This window comes from Cyanobacteria bacterium FACHB-DQ100, assembly GCA_014695195.1.
Taxonomy (GTDB): Bacteria; Cyanobacteriota; Cyanobacteriia; order Leptolyngbyales; family Leptolyngbyaceae; genus Leptolyngbya.
In genome coordinates, this window is sequence record JACJNW010000022.1 from 212,806 (window position 1) to 231,207 (window position 18,402).

General features: G+C 48.7%; 13 protein-coding genes and 2 pseudogenes. 8 read left to right on the forward strand and 7 right to left on the reverse strand.

What is annotated here, in order from left to right; all coding sequences use genetic code 11:
* The first annotated feature begins 205 nt into the window (after window positions 1–205).
* Complete coding sequence (locus tag H6F51_07840) at window positions 206–1,471, forward strand: glycosyltransferase (protein ID MBD1822407.1); 1,266 nt, start codon at window positions 206–208, stop codon at window positions 1,469–1,471.
* 12 nt (window positions 1,472–1,483) lie between these two features.
* On the opposite strand, the gene H6F51_07845 is transcribed toward H6F51_07840, so the two are convergent.
* The 3 genes from H6F51_07845 to H6F51_07855 all read right to left on the reverse strand — a co-directional run bounded on the left by H6F51_07845 (window position 1,484) and on the right by H6F51_07855 (window position 4,679).
* Window positions 1,484–2,635, reverse strand: a complete 1,152-nt coding sequence (locus H6F51_07845; GenBank protein MBD1822408.1) for an MltA domain-containing protein — start codon at window positions 2,633–2,635, stop codon at window positions 1,484–1,486.
* Between the two features lie 171 nt (window positions 2,636–2,806).
* Window positions 2,807–4,228 carry a glycosyltransferase family 2 protein gene (locus H6F51_07850; protein ID MBD1822409.1) on the reverse strand — a complete coding sequence of 474 codons (1,422 nt, stop codon included), beginning with the start codon at window positions 4,226–4,228 and terminating at the stop codon, window positions 2,807–2,809.
* Between the two features lie 142 nt (window positions 4,229–4,370).
* Window positions 4,371–4,679, reverse strand: coding sequence for a hypothetical protein (locus H6F51_07855; protein MBD1822410.1), 309 nt, complete (start codon window positions 4,677–4,679; stop codon window positions 4,371–4,373).
* 235 nt (window positions 4,680–4,914) lie between these two features.
* Here H6F51_07855 and H6F51_07860 point away from each other — a divergent pair, with 235 nt between their 5' ends.
* From H6F51_07860 to H6F51_07870, 3 genes are all read left to right on the forward strand, one after another.
* Window positions 4,915–5,352 (forward strand): hypothetical protein, encoded by a 438-nt coding sequence (locus H6F51_07860; protein ID MBD1822411.1) that lies wholly within the window; start codon window positions 4,915–4,917, stop codon window positions 5,350–5,352.
* Between the two features lie 136 nt (window positions 5,353–5,488).
* Window positions 5,489–6,703: an S-layer homology domain-containing protein gene (locus H6F51_07865; GenBank protein ID MBD1822412.1), complete on the forward strand. Its 1,215-nt coding sequence runs from the start codon at window positions 5,489–5,491 to the stop codon at window positions 6,701–6,703.
* Window positions 6,704–6,733: 30 nt separating this feature from the next.
* A complete protein-coding gene (locus H6F51_07870; protein MBD1822413.1) occupies window positions 6,734–8,344 on the forward strand; it encodes a DUF3352 domain-containing protein in 1,611 nt (536 codons plus the stop codon).
* Here H6F51_07870 and H6F51_07875 read toward each other — a convergent pair.
* Together H6F51_07875 and H6F51_07880 are read right to left on the reverse strand one after the other, a co-directional pair.
* Entirely contained in the window at window positions 8,328–9,509 is a 1,182-nt protein-coding gene (locus H6F51_07875) for an FAD-binding oxidoreductase (GenBank protein MBD1822414.1), read from the reverse strand. The genes H6F51_07870 and H6F51_07875 overlap by 17 nt on opposite strands.
* Before the next feature lie 38 nt (window positions 9,510–9,547).
* On the reverse strand, window positions 9,548–10,099 hold the full coding sequence (locus H6F51_07880) for a peroxiredoxin (protein MBD1822415.1): 552 nt from the start codon (window positions 10,097–10,099) through the stop codon (window positions 9,548–9,550).
* Between the two features lie 190 nt (window positions 10,100–10,289).
* Between H6F51_07880 and H6F51_07885 the strand changes: the two genes are divergently transcribed.
* Window positions 10,290–11,663 carry an MATE family efflux transporter gene (locus tag H6F51_07885; protein MBD1822416.1) on the forward strand — a complete coding sequence of 458 codons (1,374 nt, stop codon included), beginning with the start codon at window positions 10,290–10,292 and terminating at the stop codon, window positions 11,661–11,663.
* Window positions 11,664–11,905: 242 nt separating this feature from the next.
* Here the strand turns inward: H6F51_07885 and H6F51_07890 are convergent, their stop codons facing one another.
* Both H6F51_07890 and H6F51_07895 read right to left on the reverse strand, forming a co-directional pair.
* Entirely contained in the window at window positions 11,906–14,014 is a 2,109-nt protein-coding gene (locus tag H6F51_07890; GenBank protein ID MBD1822417.1) for a TIGR00300 family protein, read from the reverse strand.
* Window positions 14,015–14,485: 471 nt separating this feature from the next.
* Window positions 14,486–16,408, reverse strand: a complete 1,923-nt coding sequence (locus H6F51_07895) for an ATP-dependent metallopeptidase FtsH/Yme1/Tma family protein (protein MBD1822418.1) — start codon at window positions 16,406–16,408, stop codon at window positions 14,486–14,488.
* Window positions 16,409–16,587: 179 nt separating this feature from the next.
* Between H6F51_07895 and H6F51_07900 the strand changes: the two genes are divergently transcribed.
* The 3 genes and pseudogenes from H6F51_07900 (at window position 16,588) to H6F51_07910 (ending at window position 18,354) form a co-directional block, all read left to right on the forward strand.
* Entirely contained in the window at window positions 16,588–16,857 is a 270-nt protein-coding gene (locus H6F51_07900) for a BrnT family toxin (protein ID MBD1822419.1), read from the forward strand.
* A pseudogene (locus H6F51_07905) lies at window positions 16,838–17,005 on the forward strand (CopG family transcriptional regulator). Before H6F51_07900 ends, H6F51_07905 begins: the two are co-directional and overlap by 20 nt.
* A 708-nt stretch (window positions 17,006–17,713) precedes the next feature.
* Window positions 17,714–18,354: pseudogene (locus H6F51_07910) on the forward strand (Uma2 family endonuclease).
* Window positions 18,355–18,402 lie beyond the last annotated feature (48 nt).

Below are 18,402 nucleotides of genomic sequence, written 5' to 3' on the forward strand. Positions count from 1 at the left end.
CGACAGTCATGAGCAACCGCACACGATCGCACTTTCTAACAAGGTTGTAAAGCGGTTCAGAACACCTGTCTAGGCGATCGGATAGGAACCTTATCCGTACTACACAGAAGGAGATTTTTTATGAAACTCCCGTAAAATTACTGATTCAGAAATCTTCTTCCGATATATTGACAGAAGTGATTCCACAGCGATCTTCGCTTCGCCTATGCCTACCATTTCTGAAAACTCCTCGTTTCTTCCCACACCTTCTGGTGCGCTCAGGATCGATGGCCTTGCATCACTCAGTTCAATCGGGGTTGATCGCAACTCGGCAGATACACTGACTGAACAGGTTCAGCTTTCGTTGATCGTTCCGACCTACAACGAAAGCGGCAACATTCACCGGATTATTCGGATTCTGTGTAATCTTCTCGATCAGGCTTTGCCGAATGATTACGAGTTGATTGTAGTGGATGATAACAGCCCCGATCGCACCTGGGAACTGGCGCAAGCGTTGATGCCAGACTATCCGCATCTGCGCGTGATGCGTCGTCAAACCGAGCGAGGACTTTCAACCGCAGTCATTCGGGGGTGGCAAGCGTCGAGAGGGCGAGTGTTGGGTGTGATTGATGGGGACTTGCAGCACCCGCCAGAAGTGTTGATGAAGCTATTTGCGGCGATCGCTCAGGGTGCAGATGTGGCGGTTGCGAGTCGTCATGTTGAAGGAGGCGGAGTCAGTGACTGGAGCGCGGTGCGACGGTTTCTGTCACGAGGTGCTCAGACGCTGGGCTTGGTGATTTTACCCAATGTGCTTAGCCGAGTTTCAGATCCGATGAGCGGCTATTTTATGGTGAGACGCAGCGCGATCGCAGGACAAGTTCTCAATCCATTGGGCTACAAAATCCTGATCGAAGTGCTGGGGCGTGGTGATATTGCACAGGTTGCGGAAGTTGGATATGTCTTCCAAGAGCGAGAAGAAGGTGAAAGTAAAGTTACTTGGAAGCAATACAAAGACTACATTCACCATCTACTGCGGCTGCGCTTTTCAACTGGTCGGCTGGGGCGAATTTCACACAAATTGGATTTTCCACTGGGGCGCTTTATCCGCTTTGCGTTAGTCGGATTTAGCGGGCTTGCAGTGGATATGACGGCGCTATACTTGCTTTATGATGTCTTGGGATTTGGGCTGACTCGCAGTGCGATTTTGGCGGCGGAACTGGCGATCGTCAATAACTTTTTGTGGAACGATCTTTGGACATTTAGAGATTTTTCTAAGCAGCAGCGAAAACGGCGACAGATTGTTAAACGGTTTGTGAAGTTCAACATCATCTGTCTGATGGGGCTGATCCTGAAAATCTTGCTGTTGAATCTCCTGTTCAACGGTCTGCATCTCAACGCTTACGTCGCAAACTTCCTGGCAATCATCGCTGTAACCATCTGGAATTTCTGGATCAATCTGAAGCTAAGTTGGCGTGTGACTGAAGTGAAGTAGACTGAAGTTATTTTAGTTTTTCAGTAACGGATAATATAACTGTCCGGTTGCATTAATTAGCCCTGCTTCGTTCCCTGCTTGGGTTCCGGTTCCGGTGAAAATATCCACTCGTCCTGCGCCAATAATCGCGCCGCCTGTATCTTGATCCAACATAAAGCGACTGACCGATCGCGGCTCATACTGCCGATCCGCCTTCAAAATCGGTAGCTGTGTTTGAATCAACGCTAATGCTCCGGGCGGCATGAGTGATTTATCCGTTGCGATCGAGCGATCGGCAGTCACCGGAACTCCCAGACTTCCCAAGGCGGGCGCTCCGGAGGTATTTCTAAAAAACACAAACCGACGATTCCGAGGCAAATAGATATCTAGGTCTTTTGGATTCTGTTGAAAATACTTCAGCACGTTCGGGAGGTTGAGATCCTTTAGCTTCAGCTTGCCGTCTTTGACTAATTCGCGTCCGATTCCGGTGTAGGGCTGATCGGTTAATCCTGCAACGCCGATCGTCATTGTGGTTCCGTCAGTCAGCGTTAGGCGGGCGGAGCCTTGAACTTGAATCAAAAAGGCTTCTAGTCGATCGCGCATCCACACTAATTCCGAGCCGCGCAGCTTACCTTTACTACTCTGTAATCCGTCTGTACCTTCTAGCTCTAATCGGGTTGGGTGTGGCTTTTTCCACTGTGAGAAGTCAGCAGGAAGTGAGTATAGCGGGTAACGATAGGTAGCGGTTTGAGTGCGACTAGCGGTATGAACTGGCTCAAAATACCCCGTAAACGCAACCGTTCCTTGGTTGTCTTTGCCGATCGATTGATAAAACACAAATTCTCGTGCGATCGCTCTTGATAGCGCTCGGTTCGATTTCGCGGTTAACAGCAATTGTCGAAAGCGCTTCAAGCTGCGAATCACGCGATCGCGAGTAACGGTTTTGACCGGATATTTCTCATAGGCTTGAATTGCTTTCGGAGTTTCTAAGTATCGCAAGCTGTGATCAATCGCGCTTAGCATGGCTCGACGATCGCGCAAAATCTGATCATCAATTGCGACCGGAGATTTCACGAGCGGTTTGAGTGGTACTTGAACCGGAGCAGTAATCGGTTTGGGCTGTGCCAGCAGCGGAACAGTCGGCACCCCAAAAAGTAACAAACTGAGAATGAGCGATCGTTTCATGAATGATTCGGATAAGAACACGATCGGATTTGCCCCACCAGACGTTCATCAAACAATCAAAGTCCCCACTCGTGGGGGATTTAGGGGGATTTCCGCAGACTTCAACGCAAGCCAAAGGCTTTTATCAAACTTATGTCAATGCCATTTGACTCAGAAAATTCGTGCAAGTTCCTAATCGTCTGCGCCACGATGCACTGTTTTCACCCACTTCAAGCGCTTCGGGCGAATTGACATTCTCAACGTTGCCGTAGACACGATCGCAAACCAGTGCAGCATATAAATCGCACCCCGCAAACCCTGCACCATCAGCGTTGCCCAATCGAGCAACGATTGATGTTTTGCACTCTTGAGCCGTCGAACACGCCGCAAGCCCCCGATCGCGCTGAATAAAAACAGCAACATCATCATCGCGGAAATCGGACTGGTCAGCATCATTCGGTGACGCAACACTGCCATGAGAAAATCGGGAATTGCAGCAGTCGGCATCACATACTGAAGCGTCCAAAACATCGCCAGATCTAGCGTTTTGCGGGTTCCCATGCGGTTTTGCAAAATTAACCGCCAGTAGTCGAGATAGCGCTGATAGCCACCTTCCGCCCAGCGATTTCGTTGATGCCAAAGCGCGATCGCGCTCGTCACACCCTCTTCATACACCGCAGGCTCCGTCACCACTTCAATATCCCACTGATTCAGATGCAGCCGGAAAGTCAAGTCCAAATCATCGGTGATCGTTTCCTCGTTCCAGCCGCCGCAATCGATCAACGCTTCTCGGCGTACCAGTTGACCATTGCCGCGCAGTTCACCCAATCCACCGATCACAGAACGCTGCTGATGAATAAACGCATCCAGCGCCATTTCTGCCATTTGCCCTCGAATCCAGAAGTTATTTGCATCTTTTGAATGAAACCCTGGCTCGGCTTGAATAATGGCTTTTCTAACCTGGATTGCACCGACATCACCGCGATCGAACACAGGCAATACGCGCCGGAGAAAATCGGGTTCTACTTGAGCATCCGCATCAAACACAACAATGAATTCGCCTTGTGTGAGCGGCAATACCTGATTCAGCGCGCCGGATTTACCACCGCCTGCATTGGCGGGACGATGAAATACGTTTAACTGCGGGTACTGCGTTGCTAACTGATCGAGAATTTCAGCCGTTTGATCACTACTGTTGTCGTTGATGATCCAAACTTCGTAGCGATCGTTTGGATAATTCAATCCGCACAGCATTTCGACTAAGCGCCCAACGACCGCTTCTTCGTTTTTGGCTGCCACCATCAGCGACACCCTTGGGAAAGCATCATCATCTTCGAGCGGTTTAGGCAAGCTGCAAGGACGCGCCAGAATCAATCGAGCCGCGTGAAGGCTCATCAACGTGGTCACACCCAAAACCAACCAGTAGCCCCATGCCATCAGATGCAGCGCGATCGTACTGCCCCAAATCGCAGCAAACATGACCGCCGCTTTCTTCCTACGTCCTTGAAATCCGCGAAAGGTTTTCGGTTCTTCCGGATCGGGTAACTCCGTCATTAATGCGGTCAACGCCTCAAGCTCAAAAGAATCGTTTTCTTGCCAAGATTGCTCGGACATAGTTGCAGTGTCTAACGCCCAGTAAGTGTTTCGTGTCGCTAAAGTTTCGTGTCACTAAAGATTCAAATCGAATCGTAAAGTTTTCGCTACATTGACAGCTTACCGTGCGATCGCTCATTTGCGCGGATTTCTTCTAGCGCTCCTAATGGGCTTTTTCTTCCCACAAATCTGGCACAGACTTTCCACATTGCCGCAGTTCGGAGTCTAAAAACAGCCAGTAAAGAATTTCTTCTGCGCGATCGCGCTCTTCGCGAATTTCGTCTAACTGACGCTTGATCGCTTCATACTGGTTCTCATCAGCACATTCAAACGCCTGCTCAAACTGAACCCGATGTCGATCTTGAATTCTGAGAAATTGATAAGCATACTCATCGACACGCGGATCTTCAACCATCCAGCAGTGATCAATCACATACAAAATATCCGATCGCGACACAGATTGCAGGTTCACTCAGTATCCTTAAACACATGGGTATTCTGTCAGGCAACGCGAAAAATGACGCAGCAGTCGTTGGATCGTAAACAAATTAAGTACCATTGAAGTGTCATCTAGATTACAAAAGATAAAATTCTTTAAGCTTAAAGAAAACAGTTTTTAATATAGAGAATTGCAAAACCTCTTAAGGTTTGAGGATAAAATCCGTTAATTTAAGAGCATTAAAGCTCCTTAACCTCTCATTCCGCATATGAGAATTCAATTAGATCGAAAGTTAACAATCCGCCCTAAAAAACTGCTCTGCACTATCCGCAACACTCCCTTCGAGATGGGTAAAATTCGGCTCTTGCTCTACACCGATCGCGGATTGCTTCTCGGCGATATTTCTCCGGAGTGCCTCAAGCTTTCTTCTGCTGAAATTCGCGCTAAGCTGCGAGAAAGAGCCTGCATCCTGCTGCAAGAAGATGACACCTCACCGAATGACAGCATCAGAGAACGCGCTCTTGAACTTTTGCAAGCGACGCAAGAAGACGTGAAATTTCCAACAGCATTGGACTGGTGGTTTAAGAAGTTTGAGATTTTTTCCGAAGAATCACAAGAACTCGAAGCCACTCGCACAGGACTATCTGACTACTATTTGATGGAGCGATCGCGCTTACAAAAGATTCTTGACGACGATCGCGACTAACTCAAACCCGCAACCCAAACACACAACCCAAGCACACCACCCAAACCTAAAGCGATTTGCGCTAGTGTTGAGGAGTGGTGATGGACAGTTGATCGTGATACCGCTTCAGAAATTAACGGCTTCTTTGGGGTTGGCAATGCTGTGTGTGTTGCCCTTATCCAGTTGTTCTAACCTTCCCGGTGCAAACTCGCTGCGGGATTCACTTGCGGCTGACCCGCGACTGGATGGATCGCCGAGCCCGCAAGCTTCGAGTCAACCGCTCGTTCAGTTGCCCCCGAAGTTTCCGGCAGAAATTCCCAAGTATCCAAATGCCACGCTGATTGATGTTCAATCAACGGGTGAACTCCCCACTGAGCAAAGCGCTGATTTGGTGACGCGATGGAAAAGCTTGGACGCTCGCGATCGCGTCTTCAATTTCTACCGGGATGAACTGCAAAAGAACGGGTGGACGCTCGATCAGCAGAACGCGGATCAAGGACAGTTGATTGCATCGCGGCAGGGGTTGAAAGCCGCGATCGGCATTCAGGCAGCGCAGAATGGAACGAATTTTACGATCGAAACCAAGTCCGACGCGAATCAAGCTCCAAATACCGCACTAAAACCGAGTGATCCTAACTTTGTTGGGCCTGTGCCGCAGACTAATGCTGCTCCACCTGCGAATACTTCTAACGTCCAGTTTTCCGATCTCGACCAAGCACCACAGGAACTCCGCAGCTATCTCAAAGATTTAGCTCAGCTTGGCATCTTTGACACTCAAGCGAAGTCAAACAATAACCGCTTCGACCCGAATAAAAACATTACTCGCCGCGTTTATGCGCGATGGCTTGTGACAGCAAACAATCGGATTTACAGCGATCGTCCCGCTCGTCAAATTCGATTAGCGGTGAATACGGGGCAAGCTGCATTCCGGGATGTCAATGCCAAAGATCCAGATTTTGGGGCGATTCAAGGGTTGGCAGAAGCGGGGTTAATTCCGAGTCCGTTGTCTGGCAATAGTGGGGCTGCCTTATTTCGCCCGGATGCGCCCCTGAGTCGAGAAGACTTAATTTTGTGGAAGATTCCGGTGGATACGCGGCAAGCGTTACCGAATGCCACGATCGAATCTGTGAAGCAATCTTGGGGATTTCAGGATGCCAATCGGATTGATCCAAGAGCGCTCAGAGCCGTGTATGTTGATTTTCAAAATGGGGATCAATCCAACATTCGGCGTGCTTTTGGGTATACGACACTCTTTCAGCCGAAACGATCGGTGACTCGTGCGGAAGCAGCAGCGGTACTTTGGTACTTTGGATTTCAAGGCGATGGGATTTCTGCTCAAGAGGCGTTGAAAGGTGGGGCAAAGCCCGGATAATGTTTCTGGACAGAAAGTGATCTTACGATTATGAAGTTTCGCTCTTTTCTCAATGCCGTGGCTGCGATCGCGGTCGTTCTCCTGCTAGTGGCAACGATCGGGTTTAGCTGGATTTTCGCTCAAAGTCCGTTCAGTTTACTCAAGGGCAGCCCAAAGAGTACGCCGACTGCGGCGATGTTTGTTTCCAAGCAAGCGCCTCTGATGGCTTCGTTGTTAGTCAATCCAGACCGATTAGAGAGTTTGCGTCAAGTGGTGGCAAAACCGAGCGATCGTGCTGCGACGCGCCAGGAATTTGAGCGGTTTGAGCAAGGCATTTTGGGGGCGGAGCTGGATTATCAACGAGATGTGAAGCCGTGGTTAGGCGATGAGATTACCGCAGCGATTACCAGTCTGGATGTCGATCGCGATGACGAAAACGGCAAAGAAGCAGGTTACTTGCTGGCGTTGGCGACTAAGGATACCGAGCGATCGCGGGAGTTTCTTCAGCTTTTCTGGCAAAAACGTGCGATTGCTGGAGCCGATTTAGCGTTTGAGGACTACAAAGGTACGAAGATTATCTACGGCAAAGTAGAGACGGAATCTGTACCAATGACGATCGCAACCGCCGTGGTGGGTCGTCAGTTTGTGCTGTTTGCGAATAGTCCGAAAGTGCTGCGGAATGCGATTAATAATGTTCAAGCCGTAGAACTTAATTTGGAGAATTCAAGCGAATATCAGCAGGCGATCGCAGCGCTCGATCGTGGGCGAGTTGGCGTTGTGTTTGCAAATCTGCCGCAGTTGGCTGCGTTGAATGGCCAGGACATCAAAGAGGCTGGCTCTGCCGCGATCGCGCTCGGTCTGGATCGCAAAGGATTAGTTGCGGAGACTGCGCTGATTCGGAGCGGTACAGAGTCTCATTTATCGAAACAGGCGATCGATGCGCTGAAATACATTCCCGCGATCGCGCCCGTTTCAGCAGCCGGAGTGAATTTAGATCAGTTGTGGTCAGGATTATCAAGCGATCAGCTTGTCTCGAAATGGATAGATTCCCCGATCGCATCACTTGGAAAGCGATGGAATCTAAACTTACCGCAAGATATTTTTAGCTGGGTCAAAGGTGAATATGCGCTGGCATTGATTCCAAACGTGACATCATCGGAATGGGTGTTTGTGGCAGAGAAAACCGCAGATGCAGACAGCGCGATCGCACATCTTGACGACTTGGGTAAAGCACAAGGGATTACGGCAGGAACGCTGCAAGTTGGAGATCAACCTGTATCGGTTTGGACGCGATTGGATTCTACAAATGCCGCCAAGAAAATTGATGCTGAAGTGGTTGGAGTTCACACAACGATCGGAAACTACGAAGTTTTCGCAACTTCGATGAATGCGATGAATACGATTCTGAATGCGAAAAAGAACGTCTTAGCAAATAGCAAAACATTCGATCAAGCGATCGCAGCATTACAAAAAGAGAACACCGGATATCTATACGTTGATTGGGAAACGGCACAGCCGATTTTAGAGCAGCAATTACCGATTCTTAAAGTTGCAGAACTCGCAGCCGCGCCAATTTTTGAACATCTACGATCGCTGACCATTAGTAACTACGGCAATCGATCCGGGGTGCAGCGCGGTGGTGTATTTATCCGACTGAGCTAAAGCGATCGAGTGAAACCTGATTTAGCAGTGAATCAGGTTCACCTTTTGCTTGACGTGCAAAACGACGCGCTAGAGGCGGCACGATCGCCAGCGGATTACCAAACCCTGAGAAAACATGAAGATTTTCGCGCCCTGGAATCTTGCCCATCAGGGGGAGACGATCGCCGCTAAATGCTACTAAACAATGCTGCCAATTGCCCGCTAACGCTCCAACTTTCGGCAACACCCGACTAATCTTCTTTCGCAAGTCTGCTTCACTTTGAGTTGCATCGATCGCTGCATTCGGATCAGTTAAGGTGCGGCTGACTTGTCCAATCAGCAGCCGTCCATCGAGAAATTGTACGGCTCCAGCATCGAGAATAGCAGGTGCAGGTTCTGCTCCCGGTTGATCCCAAATCACATCATCTCGACTGGCATTCGCTTCGAGTTGAAATCGTTCCGCTTCAGCAGGCATCACTAAGGTACTGAGGCGTAAATCCGTGGCTGGGATCTCGATGATTTCAGCATGGGTGAAATATTGGGCGATCGCAATTCCCGCTTTTTTCAAGAATTGCCGCGTCACTCCACCCAGACAAAACACCACATTTTCTCCAAAGAATTCGCCTTCTGTAGTGTTGACTCCACCTTCAATTAAGTTTGTCACCGTAGCAATCTTGTAAGTTCCGCGCGGCGCAAGCACCGCGCTCCGCGTTCGCTGCATTGCTCCAATGTAAGCCTGTGCTGTTTTTCCCGCATCGATATGCCCATGTTTAACCGTGAGCGCTCCAGCAATTCCCGCCGGATCAAGTAAGGGTTCGAGGTCACAAGCAGCCTCAACGGTGAGGAATTGGGGTGGTGTCGCAAAATTGGCGTAGGCGGCGACCAGTTTTGCAGGATCGGATTCGGGGGCGATCGTCAGCAATAAATCAATTTCACGAAATTCTGTTTCGCCGTCCAATTCAGCCGAGAGTGTTGGGTAAATCGCTTTACTTTCAGCACAGAGTTGGCGAGTTAGATCGGTTGTGCCTGACCAGTAAGCAATGCCTCCGTAACTTAATCGAGTTGCAGATTGAGAATTCGGATCAGCCTCTAGGAGAAGCACCGAAAAGCCTTGCTGCGTCAGTTCATAGCTGAGCGATGCGCCAGTAATGCCAGCACCGATCACAATCCAATCGTAAGTCTGCATAAAAAGATGAGGAATGATAGGGCGAATTGATCTTCGGACTAACCCGCTTTTTGCAGTTCATCCAGTTTTGCAAGCACTTCGCGACTATGGATGATCGGGTTCACACCTGTAAAAGTGGCTCGAAGTGTTCCTTCTGGATCAATGATGAAGGTATGACGCGCCGATCTCGCTCCCATCCAAGATCCGTAAGCCTTGCTGACTTTTCCCTTGGCATCAGCAAGGAGCGGAAATCTCAAGCCTTCCGAATCGCAGAAATCTGCATGAGAGTTCACGTCATCTGCACTGATCCCCAGAATTTGAGCGTTGCGATCGAGATATTTCGGCATATCTTCCTGAAATTTCCGCGCTTCTAAGGTGCAACCCGGAGTAAAGTCAGCCGGATAAAAATAAGCAACGACCCATTTACCGCGATAGTCTGAAAGCGAAACCGCTCCGCTCCCTTCATTACTCGGTAGCGCGAATTCCGGTGCGGGCTGATCGATCGGTGGCAGTGTTCCACCCATTGCAAACGCAGGAATCGTTAGATTCAAGCTCATGACGATCGCACAGACACTCACAATCAAACCCTTAAGCAAATTTCGATGCAGCATAGAACTTATTGAAACAAAACTTAATTAGAGTCTACCGTGATTGATGACCGCTAGGATTTCGGGATAGGAGCGCAATCGTATCTATGTCTTACAGCAGAACTTTGTAAGACTGACCAATTCTGGGTATCTCGCAGGGTTTTGCATCTGTCATTGTAGAAGAAGCAATTACGAAAAAATGTAACGAAAGTAGATGGTTTTAGCTTCTAAAGTCAGTATCCGTAAGGAACTCAAAGCGTTTTTACAACTTGCAGTCCCACTCGCCAGCGCTCAAGTTGCCCAACTTGCAACTGGGTTTGTCGATACCGTGATGATGGGGCATTTGGGGCAAGAGACTCTAGCGGCGGGCGCATTAGCAACGATTACATTTTTTTCGTTTGTAGTCACTGCGAGTGGGATTGCAATGGGCGTAAGTCCACTGGTTGCAGAAGCATATGGCGCAGGAGACAAAGCGCGAATTGAGCAAGTCACGCGCCAAGGACTTTGGCTCTGTGCGGGGTTGACCATTCCGCTGATGATTGCGATCGCCCTATTCGATTCCGTGATGCAATTCTTGGGTCAAGAAGTGGCGATCGTCAAACTAGCAAATGTTTATCTCGATATTTTGCTGTGGAGTGTGTTTCCATTTTTGGGGTTTGCCATGCTGCGGGGTGTGGTTGCAGCAATTTCTGAAACCCGCCCGATTATGATCATTGTGATTGCTGGAACTTTGTTTAACATTGTTGGCAACTATGTGCTGGGGTTTGGTCAATTTGGGTTTCCGCGTTTAGGGTTAGCAGGACTCGCGATCGCAAGCGTGCTGAGCTTGTGGGGCATGTTTCTCGCGCTGGTCGGCTATGTCTTGAGCCATCCGAAGTTAAGGCAATATCGATTCTGCGATCGTATCTATCCGCCTCAACCGCAAAAGATTTACGAATTGCTCAAGATTGGCATTCCGATCGGTGTGTTCTCCGCGCTTGAGATTAGTGTTTACACCGCTTTGACCTATGCAATGGGACTTTGGGGTGCAACGGGTTTAGCAGCACATCAGATTGTGATGCAGACGATCAATCTGATCTTTATGGTTCCATTGGGAATGTCCTTTGCGACCACAGCGCGAATCGGACAATGGTTGGGACAGCGTAACCCTGTGGGCATTTGGCAGGCAGGAAAAGTAAGCCTCAGCGTCGGAGCGATTTGGACAGGATTGATTGCACTGTTGCTGGTACTCTTTCCGCGCCCGATCGTCGGACTATATCTTGATGTTCAGTCCCAAGAAAATGCGGAAGTCATTGGATTAGCGGTCTCAATGTTGCGGATTGGAGCGATCGCGCACTTCTTTGATGGGGTGCAAAAGATTGCGTATGGTGCGCTGCAAGGTTTGAAAGACACTCGTGTTCCGATGATCGTGAGTTTGCTGTGCTATTGGTGCGTGGGATTGTTTACGGCTTATGTGCTGGCGTTTCCGTTGCAGCTAGGCGGAGTCGGATTGTGGCTGGGGATTTTGCTTTCGGTTGCGATCGCGGCTGTTGCGTTTGTATGGCGATTTCAACGATTGACCTCGAATCGAATTGCGAATGCGAGTTGATAGGTTAATACCAAATTGATTTTTGAGTGCTACAGATCTTGGAAGCCCCCTACATCCCCCACGAGTGGGGGACTTCAAGCCAAATCTGTTTCGGATTCTCAAAGTCCCCCAGTATGGGGGATTTAGGGGGCGAAGGATCTGTCGCATCACAAATTGATTCGGTATAAAACGTTAATGGGTTAAAACAATGAGACATCCAGAATCTCCTCCAGATGTCTCATTGTTTTAGCGATAGTTCACACCTAAACTTTCTCAGCAATCTGATACGGATTGGTTAGTTTCTCAAGCTGTTGAATCAACAAGCTTAGGAACAATCCTACATCTGTCACCACGCCGATCGATTCGATCGAACCTCGATCGCTCAGCTTCGTCACAACGGCTGGATTGATATCCACACAGACCATCTTCACACCAGAAGGAGTCATGTTCCCAACTCCGATCGAGTGCAGCATCGAAGACAGCATCAAAATCATGTCTGCCCCTTCAATCAAACGAGCATAATCCTGCTGTGCTTCGATCAAATCCATTTTCGTATCGGGTAACGGGCCATCATCTCGGATTGATCCCGCTAACGAGAACGGGATGTTATTACGAACGCACTCATAGAGAATACCGTTCTTGAGAACACCTGCTTCAACCGTTTTGGCAATGCTACCGTAACGGCGCACCATGTTAATCACCTTCAAGTGATGGCGATGTCCACCCCGCACTGAAACGCCGCGCTTCATATCCACCCCGAGCGATGTTCCTAGCAGCGATTGTTCCATGTCGTGAACCGCGATCGCATTTCCACCCAAAAGCGCCTGAACATAGCCTTCCCGAATCAGTTTTGCTAGATGTTCACCACCGCCTGTATGAATCACAACAGGCCCTGCTGTCACAACTACACGACCGCCTTGATCTCGAATTTGCCGCAGTTCCCAAGCGATTTGCTCGACGACTAATTCAACCCGCCGCTCGCTCGATACACCTGCACCCATAAAGCTGAATTCCTGAGTGTTGCGTTGTTCACGCGAGGATGACTTACGGATTGTGCGAATGCCTTCGACTCCGACCACGACACGATCGCTCGTCGTCAAATCTCGCAGCAATTTACATTGTGCGGATTGACCATCCGGAGAAACCGCGATCGCGCCGTCCATGCGTTGACGATCGACTTTTACCCATTCGCCGTTGACTCGAACTTCAGTTGGGTAAATCGTGGTCACATAGAAATCATCGGGCGCAACGCCATTTTGAATGACAGGTTCAAGCTCGGCATCACAGACTTCTTGAGGACGCGGCAATGCACCCAGATCAATCAACTGCGACATAATCGTTTCCATCACTTCATGCGATGGAGCCGTGACTTTCACTTCTGCCGATGAGGTACTTTGACGCTGAGTCCCTAAGTTGAAGTTCAAGACTTGGAAGCTACCGCCTGCTTCGACAATGATATCGAGCGTGCGATTGATCACACCCGAATCGAGCAAGTGACCATCAAGTTGCACAACTCGGCTTTCGATCGTCGCACTCGCATGGAGTTCCACACGGACGGGTTCTGTCACGCGCAACGTTAAGCATTTCGCGGCACCCCCGGCTTTAAGAAATTCGGTTAGCGGGGTTTCTAGTACCTGAAATCCTGCATCTGCCAAGCGCTGTTTCAGGTCGGCGCTGGCTTTGTTCATAATCACAATGTGATCCACGTTTACCGCATTACAAGCAAAGTTGACGGCATCTGGCTCAGAGATTGCAATGCGCTTTTCAGCCGGAACCCGCATTTCGATCAACCGATTAGAATACGCATCAAACGCAGGCGGATAGTACAGCAGATAGCCATTGTTCAACGGGCAGAAGCAAGTATCGAGATGATAAAACCGATCGTCCATTAATCGCAGCGATAGCACCTCGACATCGAGCCATTTTGCTAAATAAGGATGCGAATCGAGTTCTGACCGAAAGCCATATCCCGCCCAAAGCCAGCGACCTTCGCGATCGAACAGTGCATCGCCCGCGCCTTCAAACGGCAATTCTGGCGGCAGTTCGTGAACCGTAAAGCCATTCTCCTCAAACCACGCTTTGAAATACGGTTCTTCGCCTTGGCGCTCTTTGTGGTAGAAGCGACTGAGAACAGCAGTTTCACCGAGAACTAAGCCTGCATTTGCTGTGAACACCATGTCTGGAACGCCTTTCTGAGGCGGCACCAAATCAACGATCGCGTGTTCCTTGATCAAGCGATGCAGTCCTTGCCATTGCTCCACCGCGCGATCACGTGAAGACTTGTGAATGTTGCCTTCCATCCACGGATTAATCACATAATCCACATCGTAATGGTCAGGCGCACACATCAGAATCCGAATCGAGGAGGTCATAGAAAAATCTGGGTAATGGGATAATCTAGGCAATCTACAAGAGTGAACGTGAGTTTGATCCGCGAAGTTGTATCGGTCAATACGGAAGCTCTAGGACACGGTTCGTGTTAGAAAGCGTGAATCCAATCCATTCTATGAACAAAAGGGAGTGGTTCTCGACAAATTTTAGGGAATAGTTTGAAAGGCGTTATTCACAAATCAAACCACATCAAATTGGGATACAAAAAATTGGCATACAAAAAACCCAGTGGCGCGACACCACTGGGCTGGTAGCTGTGAAAGTTGATACTCTCTAATGAAATGACTTATGCGCTAATCATCGCAGCGCCGATGCAATTCCTCATCTGTAGAATCACCGAAATCTGGTCTGCAAAACGCTGGAAGCTTCGAGAATCATGTCAGAGAATCCGTATTCACACGGTATATTTTTGTGCTGCGTTTGAAGATGATTAGAAATTTTTCGATCGTTCATTATGCAACGGCGTGCAACTCTGTCGCATTTTGAGTAACCTTACCCGTCTTTAACCAAGCTTCTAGTTCAGCAGGCGGTTGTACTCGACTTAACTCAGCCCGCAATGCTTCACCTTCAAGCACTTCTCGCTCCAGCAAGGATTGAGATAGTTCTTCCAGCAGCGATCGATTGTTCTTCAGAATCGCTAAGGCAATGTGATGCGCGTTATCGACGATCGCTTTGACTTCGCGATCGATCTCTTCAGTCACTTTCGCGCTGATCTGACGACGCGAGGGAGCGTATCCTTCGATGAACTGCTGCTGCATTTTCTCAAAGGCAACCGGGCCTAACTCCTCGCTCATACCGTAGATAGTCACAGTGCGTTCTGCAAGATCCGTGGCTTTTTGAATGTCGTCACTGGCTCCGGTTGAAACCTTACCGAAAATGACTTCTTCTGCCGATCGACCGCCCAGCAAAGTGGCAATCCGTCCCCGAATTTCGTCTTCTGCCATGAGGAAGCGATCTTCTTCTGGTAATTGCAGCGTGTAGCCTAATGCACCTACACCACGCGGGACGATCGAGATTTTCTCAACCTTACCCGCACCGGGCATCAATACCCCAATCAGCGCGTGTCCCACTTCATGATGGGCGACAATCTTCTTCTCAGTTTCGTTCAGGATGCGCGATCTCTTCTCAAGTCCTGCGATCACACGCTCGATCGCCTCATTGAAGTCTGCCATCACCACAGAATCGCGATTGTTTCGAGCCGCAAGCAGCGCTGCTTCATTCACCAAGTTGGCTAAGTCTGCACCTGCAAATCCGGGAGTGCGAACCGCGATCGTTGAAAGATCAACATCGCTTGCTAATTTGACGTTGCGAGCGTGAACATTGAGAATCGCTTCACGCCCAATCTTGTCAGGACGATCGACGACTACTTGACGATCGAACCGTCCAGGACGACGCAGCGCTGGATCTAACACTTCTGGGCGGTTGGTTGCTGCCAGCAGAATCACACCCGTATTCGCATCAAAGCCATCCATCTCAGTCAGCAACTGGTTTAGCGTTTGTTCGCGTTCATCGTTGCCACCGGCGAAGTTTCCAGAACCGCGAGACTTACCAAGCGCATCTAACTCATCGATAAACACGATACAAGGCGCTTGTTGTTTCGCTTGTTCAAACAAGTCACGAACGCGAGAAGCACCAACCCCGACGAATAGTTCAATAAACTCAGAACCTGAGATCGAGAAGAATGGAACCCCTGCTTCTCCAGCGATCGCTTTGGCTAACATCGTTTTCCCGGTTCCAGGAGGCCCAACCAGCAAGACTCCTTTCGGGATCTTTGCCCCTAAGCGTGAATATTTCTCCGCATTCTTGAGAAAATCAACAATCTCTTGCAGTTCGGCTTTAGCTTCGTCTACCCCTGCCACATCAGTAAACTTAACGCCCGTTGTGCCTTCTGAGTAGATGCGGGCTTTACTTTTTCCAACGGTAAGCGCTGCGGCTCCGCCTCCTTGACGGTTAATAAAGAAGCTGTAGATTCCAAAGAAAATCAGCGGCGGTAACACCCAGCTAAAAATTGTACCAATCCAGCTGTAAGGACTTGGCGTAGGCGCGCTAAATTCAACATTGTTATCGCGCAGAATCTTCGGCAAATCGAGGTCGATCGCCACCGGAGCTGTGGTATACACCGGAGCACGAGTCCCATCCTGAGCAGGCTGTGTTGACTTCAGTGTAAATTCAATTTTGTCGTTTCCAATAATTGCCCGATCGACATTGCCCGATCGCACTTGAGAGACGAAATCACTATAAGCAACTTGCTGAGATTGTGAACTAAAGCTTGGCACCACAAAATTCAGCAGTAATAGTAACGCAAATACAATCAGCAATCCGCCTCCGAACTGCCGAGGGCGCTGAGTGCGCTTATTGTTTGTTTCTACTGGCATTGCGGATTTATCCCGAATCGTTTTCTCCATTGTAGAAAATGCACTGCGATCGCTCCCGCCAGGACGCTCTGCCAAAAGGTAAGGATTTCCGTACTTTATCTGTTGTTATTGTTTCAAAATTCGAGGAAACGGCTGTTTTCTGTATGATTGAAGAATGATGGCTAGAGGAGTTCGGTTTTTTGGAGTTTGAGTTTGACCCCAATAAGAGTGCGGCTAATCAAGTTAAACATGGAATCGACTTCAATCAAGCTCAACAGTTATGGACAGATTCGGAGCGCGTTGAGATCCCAGCCAGAACAGAAGATGAACAACGATTCCTTGTCATTGGTAAAATCTCTCAGCAATATTGGGCAGCAGTCATAACATATCGAGCCGAAATGGTACGGATCATTTCCGTTCGACGTGCAAGAGATAGCGAGGTAGAACTTTATGAAAGCAGAAGAATTTGATAAACGGTTTGACAACGCCGAAGATATCATCGAGTTTTTAGACCTGTCAAAAGCATCACGTCCAGGATTAGGACAGAGATCAGTAAGAATTGACTTTCCAGACTGGATGGTTCAAGGAATCGATCAAGAAGCAAAGCGCTTAGGCTTAGATCCGTCAGACAATCCGCTCAAAGGGTTGGCTGACGCGATTGAGGAACACATGACAAAGCTTGGGGCTGAGGATGTGAAAGAGTACGCGATCGCATTCTTTAAGTCTTTCCACTACGCGATCGATCACCCTGACATCCCAATTTTTGAGACGGGCATCGAGATGATTTTGAACGATCGGGTTTTGCCAGATATTGACAGCGCTGTTTTTGCAGTGACGATGAGCTATCTGGCACAAAGCCTGAAAGACAAAAAATATAACGGCGATGTCGGTGTTATGCTTGCCGAACTTTTGACGGGAAAAATTTCGCAAGCTCCGGCAAGAGAACCAGTGGAATGACGCATTCTTCTCTGCCGCAGTAATATCGCACTCTGTCGATCGCGAATCGTTCTGGGTGCTGCTGGATGCAACAGGCGATCGTTGGATGCAATTCTCTGACTAGGGTTGTGCTCGTCCCCGGTGAATCGCATTTAATCTGAAATGTGCGGTTTGAAATTGTTAACGGTAATCTGTCTAAAAGTTGTGATTTGTCCCCAATCGTTTCGAGTAAAAATTGCATCTCAAATTCCTGCCAGTCAGTCAATCGCTTCTAAAAATCTGGGTTGCAGACAAATTAAGACAAGATTCGCCGTCCTCTCAGTATTGAGTTGAATGATTGAGGCTTGAATGACAGCTTTACACCATTAAAAATATTAAGATTCAACCTTTATGCTTTTAGAACTAAAGCGAATTGAGGTTCCACCAGGGCAACGAGTGTTGTTACAAGAGGTTTCATGGGAAGAATTTGAGCAAATTTTAGAAGAATTGGGCGATCGGCGTGCTACCCGAATTGCATATGACGACGGAACGTTAGAGATTATGACCCCACTGCCTGAACACGAAGGCGACAAAGAGGTTATTGGAGATCTAATCAAGGCGTTATTAGAAGAACTAGACATTGAATTTCTGACATTGGGTTCAATTCCTTTAAGAATCAAGAAATGCTTAAAGGAATTGAACCCGACCAATGCTTCTACATTCAGAACGAGTCCAAAATACGAGGCAAAAAGCGTCTAGATTTGAGTGTTGATCCTCCTCCAGACCTCGCCCTTGAAATTGATTTAACTTCTCGGACACATCCAAGTATCTATCAAGCATTAGGAGTCCCGGAGCTATGGCGGTTTGAGAAAGGAAAGCTTCAGATCAATGTGTTGCGAAACGGTCAATATGAAGTCTCAGAGCGAGGAGATATTTTTGCCAATTTACCGATCGCACAAGTGATTCCACACTACCGAGAGCAAAGCGACATGATCGGCAGGAATGCAACTCTGAAAGCATTTCGACAGTGGATCAGGCAACAGATTGGTTGATTCGGGCGCTCGATAGAAGTTTTGCCAGCCAAATTCGTCAACCTGCGG